Origin of the sequence: Sphingobium cyanobacteriorum, assembly GCF_030580935.1 — a bacterium.
Lineage (GTDB): Bacteria > Pseudomonadota > Alphaproteobacteria > Sphingomonadales > Sphingomonadaceae > Sphingobium > Sphingobium cyanobacteriorum.
Genome location: NZ_JAUQOM010000028.1, coordinates 1 through 14,060, shown reverse-complemented (window position 1 = coordinate 14,060; position 14,060 = coordinate 1). Strand labels below are relative to the sequence as shown.

12 protein-coding genes and 1 pseudogene are annotated in these 14,060 nt (G+C 64.7%); 9 read left to right on the top strand and 4 right to left on the bottom strand.

The genetic code is table 11. The features are described from left to right. Positions 1 to 78: 78 nt before the first annotated feature. The 3 genes from Q4610_RS20650 to Q4610_RS20640 form a co-directional block, all read right to left on the bottom strand. On the bottom strand, positions 79 to 201 hold the full coding sequence (locus Q4610_RS20650; protein ID WP_304537737.1) for a hypothetical protein: 123 nt from the start codon (positions 199 to 201) through the stop codon (positions 79 to 81). Then, a complete protein-coding gene (locus tag Q4610_RS20645) occupies positions 198 to 647 on the bottom strand; it encodes a helix-turn-helix domain-containing protein (RefSeq protein WP_304537736.1) in 450 nt (149 codons plus the stop codon). Before Q4610_RS20645 ends, Q4610_RS20650 begins: the two co-directional genes overlap by 4 nt. Before the next feature lie 138 nt (positions 648 to 785). Beyond that, positions 786 to 1,925 carry a hypothetical protein gene (locus Q4610_RS20640; RefSeq protein ID WP_304537735.1) on the bottom strand — a complete coding sequence of 380 codons (1,140 nt, stop codon included), beginning with the start codon at positions 1,923 to 1,925 and terminating at the stop codon, positions 786 to 788. Between the two features lie 398 nt (positions 1,926 to 2,323). Here Q4610_RS20640 and Q4610_RS20635 point away from each other — a divergent pair, with 398 nt between their 5' ends. From Q4610_RS20635 to Q4610_RS20595, 9 genes and pseudogenes are all read left to right on the top strand, one after another. After that, entirely contained in the window at positions 2,324 to 4,126 is a 1,803-nt protein-coding gene (locus tag Q4610_RS20635) for a ParB/RepB/Spo0J family partition protein (protein ID WP_304537734.1), read from the top strand. Positions 4,127 to 4,601: 475 nt separating this feature from the next. Continuing rightward, positions 4,602 to 5,360 (top strand): ArdC family protein, encoded by a 759-nt coding sequence (locus tag Q4610_RS20630; protein WP_304537733.1) that lies wholly within the window; start codon positions 4,602 to 4,604, stop codon positions 5,358 to 5,360. Between the two features lie 157 nt (positions 5,361 to 5,517). Then, a complete protein-coding gene (locus tag Q4610_RS20625; protein ID WP_087573767.1) occupies positions 5,518 to 6,867 on the top strand; it encodes a tyrosine-type recombinase/integrase in 1,350 nt (449 codons plus the stop codon). Next, positions 6,864 to 8,651 (top strand): hypothetical protein, encoded by a 1,788-nt coding sequence (locus Q4610_RS20620; RefSeq protein WP_087573768.1) that lies wholly within the window; start codon positions 6,864 to 6,866, stop codon positions 8,649 to 8,651. Before Q4610_RS20625 ends, Q4610_RS20620 begins: the two co-directional genes overlap by 4 nt. Beyond that, complete coding sequence (locus Q4610_RS20615; RefSeq protein WP_087573769.1) at positions 8,648 to 10,810, top strand: integrase; 2,163 nt, start codon at positions 8,648 to 8,650, stop codon at positions 10,808 to 10,810. Before Q4610_RS20620 ends, Q4610_RS20615 begins: the two co-directional genes overlap by 4 nt. 169 nt (positions 10,811 to 10,979) lie before the next feature. Then, positions 10,980 to 11,846 (top strand): ArdC family protein, encoded by an 867-nt coding sequence (locus Q4610_RS20610; protein WP_030541543.1) that lies wholly within the window; start codon positions 10,980 to 10,982, stop codon positions 11,844 to 11,846. 374 nt (positions 11,847 to 12,220) lie between these two features. Beyond that, a pseudogene (locus Q4610_RS20605) lies at positions 12,221 to 12,424 on the top strand (zincin-like metallopeptidase domain-containing protein); the annotation flags it as partial. Then, entirely contained in the window at positions 12,421 to 12,639 is a 219-nt protein-coding gene (locus tag Q4610_RS20600; protein WP_304537731.1) for a sigma factor-like helix-turn-helix DNA-binding protein, read from the top strand. The pseudogene Q4610_RS20605 and the gene Q4610_RS20600, both read left to right, overlap by 4 nt. Before the next feature lie 83 nt (positions 12,640 to 12,722). Further along, positions 12,723 to 13,637 carry a nucleotidyltransferase gene (locus Q4610_RS20595; protein ID WP_304537730.1) on the top strand — a complete coding sequence of 305 codons (915 nt, stop codon included), beginning with the start codon at positions 12,723 to 12,725 and terminating at the stop codon, positions 13,635 to 13,637. Here Q4610_RS20595 and Q4610_RS20590 read toward each other — a convergent pair. Beyond that, positions 13,634 to 14,060: hypothetical protein (locus Q4610_RS20590; protein ID WP_304537729.1), on the bottom strand; the 427-nt coding region annotated here is incomplete at its 5' end. The genes Q4610_RS20595 and Q4610_RS20590 overlap by 4 nt on opposite strands.

Here is a 14,060-nt window from a genome sequence, read left to right as displayed (position 1 = left end):
ACGCTGTAGATCCCCACACCTCCCTGACTCGGCAGAAAGGCTTCAAGGTGGACGACTTTTACGCCGCCCGCAGCAGGACTATCCCGCCGCTACCGTGGTCGAATATTGCTCCGCCGTTCTCAGCAGGGCATCCCTGACCCGGAAGGGGTAGAGGACGTTGGCGTCGAGCACGACGACAAATCTGTCCGCGATCTCACTCAATCCGCGTCAAACTCCTGGCCAAGGCGCTGGAGCTCCGTGAGGGCGCTGCGCCGATCCTTATCCCTCTTGGCCTTGTAGGCCAGGAGTTCGTTGGCGCGTATCCTGCGGTGGGAGCCGACCTTGTGATAGCCGATCGCGCCTTCGTCCAGCAGCTTCACCAAGAACGGGCGAGAGACGTTGAGAAGGTCTGCCGCCTCTTTCGTGGTAAGTTCCGCGCCATAGGGGACGAGCGTGATCATCTCGCCGCGTCCGACATGGGTCAGGACGTCGAGCATGAGCTGTCCCAGAGGTGCCGGAAGCTCGACCTGGACCTGGTCGCCATTCTTCTGCACGCTGAACGGTAGACCATCGGGCGTGAGTGCCTTGGCCAGGAGACGTGCGGCTTCTGAGGCCGCGCGGACCTCGTTTTCCGTAGGCGGCCGCTCGGAAAGCGCTTGCTCGCTCATGTCAGTCTCCAATGTGGCTTGGGGTGGATGATAGATACATAATGGTTTGCCGGTATAAACGCAATAAGTGCAATGAATGAAATAACTGTAACCGAATTTGAGATTATGGAAGGCTTAGGACCAGAGGGCGATCGCTCCCTATATCTGAACCCCAACATCATTCCCGACGCGCGTCAGCAGCGCGGCAGTGAGGAAATCGAGCCAACGGCAAATCTGCGCTTGGCTGACCGGGGACGATGATCCGTCATCGTCAAAACTGCACGCTTCCGCCTCAATCCCGTCGTAGGATTGGTGCATGATGAGCGACAGCATCGGATATGCGTGGTCGTGATAGAGGGGGCCAAGAGGCGATAATCTCGCCTTTTCGGCTGCGTTCTCGAACAGGCCACGAAAGTTCGAAAGCGGCTTCCAATCCAGCACGCAGTTCCTGTCGTTGATTTCGGCGCGGCGATACGTCGCGAGTGCCTGCATGCGAAGCCCGAAGAACTGCGGCGAAAGCCAATCGAGATAGAAATTTAGGAAGGCTTCATAGGCCATCCTGACGATGGCCAACGCATGTTCATGTCGGCCCATTTTAACAAACTGGAGGACGCTATCGAGGGCGCGTTCGTGTCGTGCCACCATGGCATGGAGCGTGTGGTGGTAATGAATCGGTGCGCTGCCTCTGTTCTCCTCGTGGAATGCTTTGATGTCTGTACGCAGGCGACTGCAAAGCTCCATCATGCGCTGGAGCGCCTTGGGAAGATCAGAAACTTCATTTCCAACTATGGACTGATAGTTGGAGATTACAGGCGGGACCGACCGGGCCATTTTAAGATATTGGCCATGCTGCTCTATCCAGATTGCCGCTTCAGCGCCGGGCGTTGGTTTGGGTCGAATGATCCGGCAAGGGACGGATTTGATATTAAGTTCGCGATAGGCGGTCAGAGCAATCTCGTCATCGGGGCAGATGTAGCCGCCGCCATTCGGCGCGTGCGGACTCCAGTGCAAATCCAAGACAGGCCGAAAGCCAGCACGTATACTCTTTACTTCGATCGGCACGAAAGCCGCGTCGAACCCGCACACATGTTCGACGCTGCCGGAAGCGTGACGTACATAGAATCCTGGGATGATTGAGGAATTGGGAAAGCGTGTGAAAGCCGTTTTGATCTCACCACGATATAACGCCGCATAAGTGTTCGTGATTCTGGGGTCGGTCCTTGAAGACGGATCGATCGCAATCTGATTGGCCGGAATTCTGAAAGTCTCCGGTATCCGCGCATGTTTGATACTTGCCATGACAACATCCTAAGACTGCATATCGATTTACACAAAGTCTCTCGGCTCCAGCTCAAATGCAGGGGCGTCCCCTTCGGGCCGCGCTCTATTCCGCTTTCGCTTCACCGAGCCGCCTTCACCGTCTCGTCCTTTCAGGCGACGATCACTGACGCGCGTTCCTAACGGATCGCTGGCGGACATCGCCTGGGGGGCGATGGCGCTGGACCGGCCTCCGGCCAGCGGTGTGGGCGTCGCTCCCCTCTAGTCCCGCCGCGTCGGGCAGCAAGCCGGCCATTGGCGCGGCTCCTCCACTTTGTTGCGGTCCTTCGGATGCAGCCCGCCGCTTGTCCGGGCCTTCCGGTGCGCTCTTGCCGCCCACCCCGCTTTCCGGGGCCGGTGTTTGGCAAGGAGTAAGGAAGATGGAACTCAAGCATATCGACATTGCCTGCCTCTCGGTCTCGCCTGCGAACATGCGGGGCGTGAAGAAGGCACCTGACCTCACCAATATCCTGCCGTCCGTTCGAGCGCGGGGTGTTCTGGTGCCGCTGATCGTGAGACAGAACGGGTCGCCGACCACCTACGAGATTGTCGCGGGCAAACGGCGCTATCATGCCTCGCTGATCGTGGCACAGGAGGAGGGGAGCGTTGAGCCCTTGCCCTGCGCGATCATGGAGGCGGGAGACGACGCGGCGGCTCTGGAAGCCTCGCTGATCGAGAATATCGCCCGGCTCGATCCTGACGAGGTGACGCGGTGGGAGACCTTCACGCGGCTGGTCAAGGAAGGCCGGTCGCCCGAGGATATCTCGCTGACCTTTGGATTGACCGCCTTGCAGGTGAAGCGGACGCTGGCCTTGGGCAATCTGCTGCCGCGCATTCGCAACCTCTATCGCAGCGATACGATCGATGCCGTGACCGTTCGGCATCTGACCTTGGCGTCAAAAGCCCGGCAGCGTGAATGGCTGGCGTTGCTAGACGACGAGGATGCCTGTCCGCCTATGGGGCATCATGTCAAATCATGGCTGCTGGGCGGCAGCGCCATCGCGACCGACAAGGCGCTGTTCGATCCAGCCGATTACAAGGGCGGGATCGTTGCCGACCTGTTCGGTGATCACAGCTATTTCGCCGAAGCCGACCTTTTCTGGCAGATGCAGGAGGCGGCTGTTGCCGAGAAGGTCGAAGCGTTGCGCGACGCAGGGTGGCAGGATGTTGCCGTCATGGCGCGCGGCGAGGCTTTTCATGCGTGGGAGCATGAGCGTTGCCCCAAGGCCAAAGGCGGGCGGGTCTATGTCAGCATCGGCCATGGCGGCGATGTCAGCTTTCATGAGGGTTATGTGACCCTCAAGGAGGCGCGCAGGCTGGAACAGGGCGGCAGCGTCGAGAAGGCGGTTCGACCTGAACTCTCCGCGCCACTGGCCAGCTATGTCGATCTCCACCGCCACGCTGCCGTGCGGGCGAAGGTCGGGACGGCCCCTGCCATCGCTTTGCGGTTGATGGTCGCCCATGCCATTGCCGGGTCGTCGCTCTGGCGGGTCGATGTGGCCTCGCAGCGGGGGCCAAGCGATGCGATCACGGAGAGCGTCGAGAATTGCGCGTCGGAAGCGGATTTCGACAGGGAGCGGCGGATCGCCCTCGACCTGCTCGGCCTTGATCCCGACACGCCGGCCGTGACCGGTCATGGCTATGATCGGGAGTTGATCCCCCTCTATCTGCGGCTGCTCGAACTCGACGACGCCATGGTGCTGGGCATCCTTGCCATCGTCATGGGCGAGACGCTGGAAGCCGGGTCGGCATTGATCGAATTGCTGGGCGTTCAGATGGAGGTGGATATGGGGTCCTGCTGGCAGGCCGATGACGCTTTGCTCGACCTGATCCGCGACCGGGAGATGATGGGGCATGTCCTTGCTGATGTCGCAGGCAAGGACGTTGCATCCGGAAATGGCGGGGCAACCGCCAAGGTGCAGCGGCAGATCGTGCGAGACTGCCTTGCCGGGAGCAATGGACGGGAGCAGCGCATAGGCTGGGTGCCGCGCTGGATGACCTTCCCGCCGTCCGCCTATACCGAGCGTGGCGGGGTCGGCAGCGTCGAGCGGTGGGAAGCAGTGGCACCGCTGCTTGAGCCGCAGGAAGATGTCGAGACAGAGCAGGCGGACCCCGAAGCGGAAGATGCCAGCGAAGAGCGCGAAGTTGTCGCCGAAGACGATCCTGTCCAGCAGGCAGCCTGATCCAGCACGATTGCGGGCGGCGGGTAACCGTCGCCTGCCTTTTGGCGGAACGGGCCAGTCAATACCCCTTTCGGGGGGGGTATTTGCGGCGGGCGGCTTCGCCGCCCGCTGTTCGGGATGGCTGAGACAGGAGCCTGGGCGCGCCGCTGGAGGCACTGGATATCCTCGATGATGTCGGCCGCATCGATACGGAGCGCTGCGGTGGGCAGCGCGAAGGGTCTGGCAGCGGACACCGCGCGATCGGCGCGGTGGCGTTGGATCATGGTTTGATCGGCCTGTCGGCGCGGCGGGGGTGGGCGTCGCTACCCTCTAGTCCCACCGCGGCGAGCCGCAAGTCGGGGCGTTGCCCCAACTCCTCCACTTCGTTGCGGCCCTTGCGGGTGCAGCCCGCCTCGGTCGGTGGGACTGCCGGTTCGCTCCTGCCGCCCACCCCCGCCCCTCCGGCGGCCGGTGCGATGCGGGAAGGAGAAAGGACATGGGTTATCAGGACAAGGGGCGAACCGGCGCTACCCTCTACAGCGAAGTGACCGACCGGATCATCGCGCAGATCGAGGAAGGCACTTTGCCATGGGTGCGGCCATGGGATGATGGCAGGGCAGCGTTGGGGCTTCCGCGCAATGCCGGGACCGGGAGGCGCTATTCGGGGATCAATGTGCTGATCCTGTGGCACCGGCTGTTCGAGCAGGGTTATGGGTCGCAGCGCTGGCTGACCTACCGGCAGGCGCAGGCGATGGGCGGCAATGTCCGCAAGGGCGAGCAGGGGACAACGGTTTGCTATGCGGATCGCTTCACCCCCAAGGATGGCGAGAATATCCCGACCGGGCCGGATGGCGAGCCGAGACAGATTGCCTTCTTGAAGCGTTTTACCGTTTTCAACATCGACCAATGCGAAGGGCTGGGTGAACCGACCATGGCCACTATCACGACATGGAACGAGGCGCTGACGCTTCCCGGTGCGCAGGCGCTGATCGAAGCGACCGGCGCGGATATTCGCATCGGCGGCGGGGAAGCCTATTATGCGCCGCAGGACGACTATGTCCGCGTGCCACGGCCCGAACATTTCCACGAGCCGATCAACTGGTATCGCACCGTCCTGCATGAGCTGGGTCACTGGACCGGGCACAGGTCGCGACTGGATCGCCTGCCCGACAGCGGCTTTGGCAGTCCCGCCTATGCCCGCGAGGAACTGGTTGCCTTATCTGGACAGTCTGCGCCGCCCGCAACATTGCAGTAAGGTCGGCGATGGACGCCCACGGTAGGCAGTAATCAGGCTGGCCGTAGCGCTGACCCAAGAGCTGGCGGAGGCCAGCCTGATTGCTGCCGGGCCATCAGGCGCACCGGTGTGAAGGTCAGCTTCCGGGTGGGGGGTCCGGGGGGAGGGTTTCGCGCCGGTGTCGATCATTACTGTTTGCGAGCGCCGCGAGGCCAAGGGCCTCGATGCGCATGTGCCGCTGATCCTGCGGGACGATGCGCTCTATGATCCCGATCTGGATCGCTTCTTTCTCGACCTGCCGCTGTCGGGTGTTCGATCGCGGCACTCGCTTCGCGCCTATGCCTATGATGTCGTAGTCTGGCTTCGCTTTCTCGATGCCTGCGGCAAGACCGTGTGGGCCGCGACCCGCGACGATGTAGACGCCTATCACCGTGAGCGACGCCGCGATGAGGCCGATCACCGGATCACAGCGGCAAGCTGGAACCGCGCCGTCGCCAGCCTCGATCGCCTCTACCGCTGGGGCGAGCAGCAAGGGTGGATCGCCGATGCGCCGTTCAGCCGCCGCGCCGTGTGGCAACCGGCGCAGGGCGGCGGTCGCGGCATGATCGCGGCGCGCAACGACGCCTATGAACGTGTTGCCAGGCGATCGGATGTTCGGTTCGTCACGATGGACGACTATCGCATTTTTCGCGAGGTCGGCCTGCGCGGGCTCACCCCTGACGGCACTGAGCGCCCCGGCGCTCGCGATCGCAACGGGCTGCGCAACGCGCTGTTCGCCGATCTTCTCGTCACCACCGGCCTGCGCCTCGAAGAGGCGTCGGGCCTGCTCGCTGCCGAGCTCGCGGCGATCGACCGCGAGGACGGCGAGGCCCGACAGCTTTGGCTGCCTCTTCCGCCGCCGCTCACCAAGGGCGACCGAGGACGGAGCGTTCTGATCCCGCGTCGGCTGCTTCGTCAGATCGCCGCCTATGTCGCCGTCGAGCGCGCGGCGGGCGTGGCCAAGTTCGCCGTGCGCGACGGCGCGACCAAGCTCGAACGACCTATCCCTGTTACCCGTGCTGGTCTCGACCGCATGCGCGATGTCTGCACCCCGGAGGAACGATGCCGCCTGATCCTGTGCGACGAGGATGGACCGCCCCACGAGCCGGCGGCGCTATGGCTGACCGAGGTCGGGCAGCCGGTTCGCCCCAACTCGTGGGAGGTGATCTTCACCCGTGCCTGCAACCGGTGCGCAGAGAACGGTTTGCCGCTGTCGATCAGCCCACACCAGCTTCGCCACACATTCGCAGTTCATATGCTCGCCTTGTTGATCCAGCAGCGACTGCGCGAAGCGGCATTGCCGGCGGGGCCGGCGGAGAGCTATCGGCTGATCCTCGGCGACCCGCTGCAACAGGTGCAACGCCTGCTCGGCCACGCGAGCCTCACCACCACCTATATCTACCTCGATCATATCGCGACGCGCGCCGATACGGTGGACGCGGCCGTCGAGGAGCTGCTCGCGCTGCTGCCGGGACCGCAGGGCGCATGAGCGGGCATCCCCGCAAGGGCCGGCCTGTCGCTTTCGCGCCGATCACGCCGGAGTCCGTGCAGCCCGATCCTGTGCTCGGCCTCAAGTTCACGATCGAGGCACGGCATGGCGGAACGGTCCTGATCGATATGACTGGGCTCGTTCCTCGCCCACTCGCCATCGCCTTCGCGGGCGCGCTACGTCGGTCAGCGGCGCTCGGCGGCCCCATCGGTGCGGCCAGCGTCATCAAGCAGTATGTAAATGCCTACCGCCTGTTCTTCGCCTGGCTTGGCGATGACGCGCTGAACGTGGCTGGCGTCAGCGACCTGCGCGCAGTCCATATCGATGGGTTCGCCTCCGCGCTCGAACAGCGCGGGATGGGCGCGATCCACCGGCACATAACGGTCGGCAAGATCATCAACACATTGCGCGCGATCGAGGCAGACCGGCCCGATCGGATCGCGTCCGACCTGCATGAGCGGCTGCGCTACACGCTGGCCACATCGGCGGGCCGCTCGACCCCGCGCGATGCTTATAGCCCCTTCGTCGCCCGCGCGTTGCGCGACGCCGCGAGGACCGATGTCGAAGCGATGTTCCGCCGTCTCGGCGCCGACGACCGGACCGATGAGGGCGACCCGGTCATCGCCAGCGCGCGCGCCGATGTCGAAGCGATCATCGCGCGGCAGGGCTTTATCGTCGCAGACCAGCCCGCGCTGAAGAGCCTCTATTTCATGCGCATGCGGCGCGCATTGCCGATCAGCACGCTCATCGACGACCTGCATGGCCGCCATCACCTGCTTGCGCGCGATCTGCCGGCGCTGCTCGTGTTGCTCACGCTCGATACCGGCCTCGAGCCCGAGTGCCTGAAGACGCTGACCGTGGATTGTCTCACCAACCCCCATGCCGGCACGGTGGAGCTGCGCTATCTCAAGCGCCGCGCTCGCGGCGCCGAGCATAAGAGCATGCGCGTCCGCGACGGCGGTGGTGGCACGCCTGGCGGTCTTATTCGTCGCCTGATCGAGGTCACGGCGACTGCCCGCACGCATCTAAACGACGATCGTATTTGGGTTTATCACAACGCTGGCGGCCTGCGGGCAGGTATCCGCCACCCGACGGAACGGATCGATGCCTGGGTGGCGCAGAACGATATTGTCGATGACGACGGCAAGCCGCTCCACCTGCTGCTCTCCCGGCTCCGCAAGACCCACAAGGCGCTATGGTACACCAAGACCGAGGGGCATATGGCCCGCTTCGCGGTCGGCCACTCGCGCGAGGTAGCGGCGCGCCACTATGCTGATCTGCCGTCGCTCCGGCCCCTGCACGAGACGGCCGTCGCCGACGCCTTCCGCGCAGCGGTCGCCGCCGCGATGCCGACCGTGCTTCCGCCCACCGCCGAGCAGGCGTTGCGCAAAGCGCCCGATCAGGCCGAGCCGCTGATGCCGCTGGCTACCGTGGGTCCGTTGCTCGACGGCGAACAGGATGTCTGGCTCGCCGCCTGCGCGGGCTTCCATAACAGTCCCTTCGCCGAGGCCGGTTCGCCCTGTGCGCAGCCCTTCTGGGGCTGCCTTGATTGCCCTAACGCCGTCATCACCGCGCGCAAGCTCCCCGCGATCCTGGCTTTCCTCGTCTTCGTCGAAGAGCAGCGGCTGAGCCTGCCCGCGACCGACTGGGCGGCCAAGTTCGGCCGCGTCCATGCCCGCATCACCGCCCAGGTCGTGCCGGCCTTCTCCGATGCCGTCATCGCCGATGCGCGCCGGCAGATGGAGAGCGAGCGGCTTTATCTGCCGCCGGAGGCACGCGCATGACCATACCCGCCCATGCCCAAGAGCCTGCCTTCGACGATCGCCCCGTGCTGGCGAGCGCGCCGCTCAAGGAGGGCCACGCCCGCGAGGAGCTGTCTCGCGTCGGCGACCCGAGCTGGGATCTCGGTCTCGCCGTATTCCGCGAGAACGCCCGGCGCTGCCACGTCACCGTGCATTTCGACGTGCTCGAACATGCCGATGTGCAGGCGGCGATGCGCGCCTATCTCTACGCCCGTCTCAACGTCGATCTTCCCGGCTACCGCCCGAAGCTGCCGCCGGCGAGCATTCGCCAGGCATTCAACCGTGCCCGCCGGTTCTTCGCTTTCGCCCGTGAGCGGCTCGGACGGCTCGACGTTTCCCGTATCGATCAGGCGTTGGTCGATGCCTATGCCCGGCACCTTCGTGCCGATCCGGCCCGGCGACCCGTCATCGTCGGCCACCTCCTCGAAGTGATCTCCGATCTCTATCACTATCGTGACCACCTCGCTGGCGGAGGCCTTGCATTCGAGCCCTGGGCCGGACAGGCGCCCGCCCGCGTCGCGGGCTACCGGCATGTCCGGGAGAACCGCACGCCGCGGTTCCCGGAAGAGGTCATCGCCGCGCTGCTCGCATGGTCGTTGCGCTACGTCACCGTCTTCGCTGACGACATTCTCGCAGCCCGTCGCGAGCTTGATCGGCTCGAAGCGCGCCGGGATCGTCTCGTCGCCGCCGACTCCGGCCTCCCGGACGCTGATCGCCGGCAACGTCGCCGCACCCGCCTGAAGGCCTATTTCGGTCGCCGACGCCGCGAGGGGCGCGGCGCACCGATCTGGGGCACCGCTCATAACGGCAAGCTGCGCGTCGACCCCAACACCGGCGCCGTGACCCCACCGATCAACGCCCATCTCCTGCATCTCCATGCCGGGATCGACGTGCAGGCCGAGCCAGGCGCGCATCTCCTGCTGACCGGCGGTGAAGCGAGGTTGATCGACGCAGTGGCGGCCGAACTGGGGGTAGAGGTCGGCGGCATGGACACGCCGATCTCGATCGATCCCGAGAGCGGTCGGCCATGGCGCGAGCACTTCGACGCGAAGACTCTCGCACACGAGGAACGGATGCTCCAGGCCGCCGCCTATATCGTGTGCGCCTACCTGACCGGCATGCGCGACTGCGAGGTGCAGGCGATGCGGCGCGGGTGTCTCTCTATCGCGCGCAGTGAGGACGGCCTGATCGAGCGGCATCGCATCCGATCGACCATCTACAAGCGCCGGGCGGCCGTGGGCGAGGCGGCGAGCTGGGTGACGATAGAGCCGGTCGCCGATGCGATCACGGTGCTCGAACGCCTGTCGGCAGGACCGGCGCGCGCCAGCGGCAGCGATACGCTCTGGCCGGTGCTGCGCGCGAGCGCCGTCTCCAAGACGCATCTGTCGAGCGAGGTGGTCCGTCAGCTCAACACCTTCCGCGATCACCTCAACACCGCCTTCGGCAGCCCCGATATGCCGGTCATCCCGCCCGGTCCCGATGGCAAGCCGTGGCGCATCACGACGCGGCAGTTCCGGCGCACGATCGCGTGGCACATCGCCAACCGTCCGTTCGGCACCATCGCCGGCATGATCCAGTACAAGCACGCCTCGGTCGCCGCGTTCGAAGGCTATGCCGGGACCAGCGCATCGGGGTTTCGCGCTGAGGTCGAGGCGCAGTGCCGGCTCGGTCAGACTGATGACCTGCTGGACTATTTCGACCGGCGTCAGGGCGGCGCATCGCTTGGCGGGCCGGCGGGACCGCGTATCGGGCGGACGCTCGACGATGCCGCCGTTCAGCTCGGGCCATTGCCCGCCATGATCGCCGATCGCGCCCGCCTGCGCGTCATGCTCGCCAGCGTCGCGCGCACCTTCCATGTCGGCCCGCTCGCGGATTGCTTCTTCGATCCCGCGACCGCGCTCTGCCTCAAGCGCGTGACGACCCCCGATCCCGCGCAGCCACTCACCGCCCTGTGCGAGCCGACCCGCTGTCCCAACGCCTGCATCACCGCCCGCCACAGGCCGGCCTGGGAACGCGCGGCGGCCGATGCCAGGGCGCATCTACGCGAACGGCGCATCTCCGATCTCCAGCGTCAAGCTCTCCAGCGCGAGCTCGATCGCCTGACCGCGGTGATTGCCGGGATCGATCCTCCCGCGCCGTAGACCACCCCGGCTGTTGGCGGAGTCCTGCGCCGGTCGGCGCGCCCGCGCAACGGCTTCGCCGTCCTTCGCTTCGCTGCGGCCCTGACGGGTGCGCGAGCCCCCCTGTGCCCGGCGCGAACGGGCCTCCGCCGCCGGGGATGGTCCCCGCCGCGAGAACGGAGAACAGATCATGTCAGCCTCACCACGTGTCGACGTCTACGCGCGCATCACGCAAGCGATCGTCAACGCCATCGAAGCCGGCACCGGCACCTGGCGCATGCCGTGGCATCATTCCGGCGCCGACGTCACCCGCCCGACCAACGTCGCCAGCGGCAAGCCCTATCGCGGCATAAATACGGTCTCGCTCTGGGCGGCCGCCTATGGCAGCGGCTATGCGAGCGGGGTCTGGGGCACCTATCGCCAGTGGCAGGCGCTCGGCGCGCAGGTCCGCAAGGGCGAGCACGCCAGCCTCGGCGTCCTCTGGAAGGAGTTTCGCGCGAAGGGTGACGAAGCCAGCGACGATGATGGCGACCACCGACGGCTTTTCGCCAAGGCGTTCAGCCTGTTCAACGCCGATCAGATCGATGGCTATGCGCCCGAACCGGGGCCGGTCCTGCCCGAGAGCGAACGCCTCGCCGCCGCCGAAGCCTTCATCGCCGCGCTCGGCATCGATACCGTCTACGGCTCGGCCAGCGCCTATTATCACATCGCCGAAGACCGCATCCACATGCCGGATTTCAGCGCCTTCCACGACGCCCACGGCTTCTACGCCACCCATATTCACGAGGCAGCTCATGCCAGTGGCGCAGCCCATCGGCTCGACCGGGGTTTCAGCACCAAGTGGACCAAGCACGCGCTCGCCATGGAGGAAGCGACCGCCGAGCTGACCGCATCGTTCCTGCTCGCCGATCTCGGGATCGCGCACGAACCGCGACCCGATCACGCGGCCTACATCGCCTCCTGGCTGCAACTGCTCAAGGACGAGCCCCGGGCGATCTTCACCGCGGCGAGCAAGGCGCAGGCGGCGGCCGACTGGATGCACACCCGGCAGCCATGATCCAGCAGCGACCAACGCTGAGCGGCCGATCCCTCGCGGGCTCGGCCGCTTCGTCGCGCATGGCGATGCGCGGGCTTCGCCCGCTCACCAGCGGACGCCGCTGGCGCGGCGGCGCTGATTTTTCGGGCTCCCTCGATGCGGGTCTGGTCGGCGCTCCCTGCTAGGCCCGCCACGGCGCGCCGCAAGCCCGGCTTCGCCGAGCTGCTCCATTTCATTTCGCCCCTCCGGGTGCGGCCCGCCGCTTGCGCGGGCCTCTCCGGTCGTTCTCGCCGCCCACCCCCGCCTCGGGGGAGCCATGGGGTTTTTGGGCAGTGCTCGAGGCACCGATGGTTTTCACCTTCCAACCGCCATTTTTCGCTGGACTGTCAGGATATGTCGCCGAAATGGCCAGCGCCTTCCTCTGCGCGGAAATGGGCATCGTTCCGACCGTCCGCCATGCCGACTATCTTGGTGCATGGCTGTCCGTCCTGCGCGAGGACAGCAAGGCGATCTTCCGCGCCGCCAGTCAGGCCAGCAAGGCCGCCGACTATCTGCTCGCCTTCCGTAACGGGGAAAATCATGGGGAGACGGCAGCATGACCCGCAAACGCACCGAAGCCGAGCGACAGCGCTACCGCGCAGCCCTCGATAGCATGGCGACCCTGCCACGCATCGTATTCCTGCTGCATAGTCTCGACGCGCTCAGCTATGAGGAGATCGCCCTGCGGATCGGCGACGATATCCCGGCAGTGGAGCGCCATTTTGCCACCGCGCTTAAACATCTGGTTCGGGAGATAGATGGTCCCCTGCCATGATGCGCCATATCGGCGATAACTTCCGTCCGGCGTCCGTTCATCTTCATTTGGGGAACGGACGCCGGTTCGCTAGGAAGGGATCAATGCGTACCGACCTTGATCATCTACCCCCGGCAAAACAGCGCGAACTTGAGCGCGTGGTGCAAATCATCTTTGAAGAATTTGGCGACGCCAACAACCTTGCCACAGGTAAGCGCAAGGCAGGCCGCGTCCATAAGATCATCCTCTATGGCAGCTATGCGCGTGGCGGATGGGTGGACGAGCCGCATACCGCCAAGGGCTACAAGTCAGACTATGACCTGCTCATCATCGTCAACCAGAAGGACCTCACCGACCGGGTTCAATATTGGGCGAAGGCGGACGAGCGGCTGATCCGCGAACTGGCCATCACCCAGACGCTCAAGACCCCGGTCAACTTCATCGTCCATACCTTGCAGGAGGTGAATGACGGCCTCGCCCATGGCCGCTATTTCTTCATGGACGTCGCCAGCGAGGGCATCGCCCTCTACCAAGCCGACGAGAGCGAACTCCACCAGCCCAAACCAAAAACGCCAGCGCAAGCGCTGGCTATGGCGAAGGAATATTTTGAGGAGTGGTTTCCGGCTTCCATGCGCCGCTACGACTTCGTGAAATTTGGAATGGAAAAGGGGCACTTGAAGGAGACCGCTTTTGAGCTCCATCAGGTCACCGAAAGCCTCTATCACTGCGTCCTTCTCGTCTCGACCTTCTACACCCCTCATGTTCACAATCTGGGGTTCCTGCGGACGCAGGCCGAACGTCTCGATTTCCGCTTGTTCAACGTCTGGCCGCGCGACACGCGCGCCGAGCGGGCGATGTTCGAGAAGCTGAAAGATGCCTATGTGAAGGCGCGCTATTCCAAACATTACACGATCAGCGAGGAGGAACTGGCTTGGCTGGGCGCGCAGGTCGAGGAACTGGGCCGCGTCGTCCATATCGTCTGCAGCGAGAAAATCGCCGCGCTTGAAGCCGCCCGTTAGGCCGTCACAAATGCCTTGAGTGCGCGCAGATCGCGGGTGATCCATTTGGCATCGCGCGCGAACATCTCGTCATCCATACCGGGCTGTCGGAACAGCGTCAGCATTACCTCAGCGCCATCGCCGTTGCGGATGACGCGAAGAGGCACATGGACTTCCCGACCATCCCCGGTATCGACAAAATGGTCCATCACCCCATAGTCGTTATGCGGCGTGAACCGGATCGTGACCGGTCCCTCAGGGCCATCGGCCAGCCAGTCGTCGCCCTGCTGACGCAGGTCGGATTCAGCGAGGCCCGATGCCTGTTCCCCGTCAGCACCAATGGCACAGATTTGAGGTTGTGATTTAAGGAGTGTTGGGGCTTCGTCGTAGTGACGAAGGAACGAAGATGAAGACCCAACACTCCTTAAAAAAGTCGCCGGTGAA

Bases quoted from the DNA above. Each gene is read 5' to 3' on its own strand.
- Q4610_RS20645 (WP_304537736.1), bottom strand. From the start codon at position 647: ATGAGCGAGCAAGCGCTTTCCGAGCGGCCGCCTACGGAAAACGAGGTC.
- Q4610_RS20640 (WP_304537735.1), bottom strand. From the start codon at position 1,925: ATGGCAAGTATCAAACATGCGCGGATACCGGAGACTTTCAGAATTCCG.
- Q4610_RS20635 (WP_304537734.1), top strand. From the start codon at position 2,324: ATGGAACTCAAGCATATCGACATTGCCTGCCTCTCGGTCTCGCCTGCG.
- Q4610_RS20630 (WP_304537733.1), top strand. From the start codon at position 4,602: ATGGGTTATCAGGACAAGGGGCGAACCGGCGCTACCCTCTACAGCGAA.
- Q4610_RS20620 (WP_087573768.1), top strand. From the start codon at position 6,864: ATGAGCGGGCATCCCCGCAAGGGCCGGCCTGTCGCTTTCGCGCCGATC.
- Q4610_RS20615 (WP_087573769.1), top strand. From the start codon at position 8,648: ATGACCATACCCGCCCATGCCCAAGAGCCTGCCTTCGACGATCGCCCC.
- Q4610_RS20610 (WP_030541543.1), top strand. From the start codon at position 10,980: ATGTCAGCCTCACCACGTGTCGACGTCTACGCGCGCATCACGCAAGCG.
- Q4610_RS20600 (WP_304537731.1), top strand. From the start codon at position 12,421: ATGACCCGCAAACGCACCGAAGCCGAGCGACAGCGCTACCGCGCAGCC.
- Q4610_RS20595 (WP_304537730.1), top strand. From the start codon at position 12,723: ATGCGTACCGACCTTGATCATCTACCCCCGGCAAAACAGCGCGAACTT.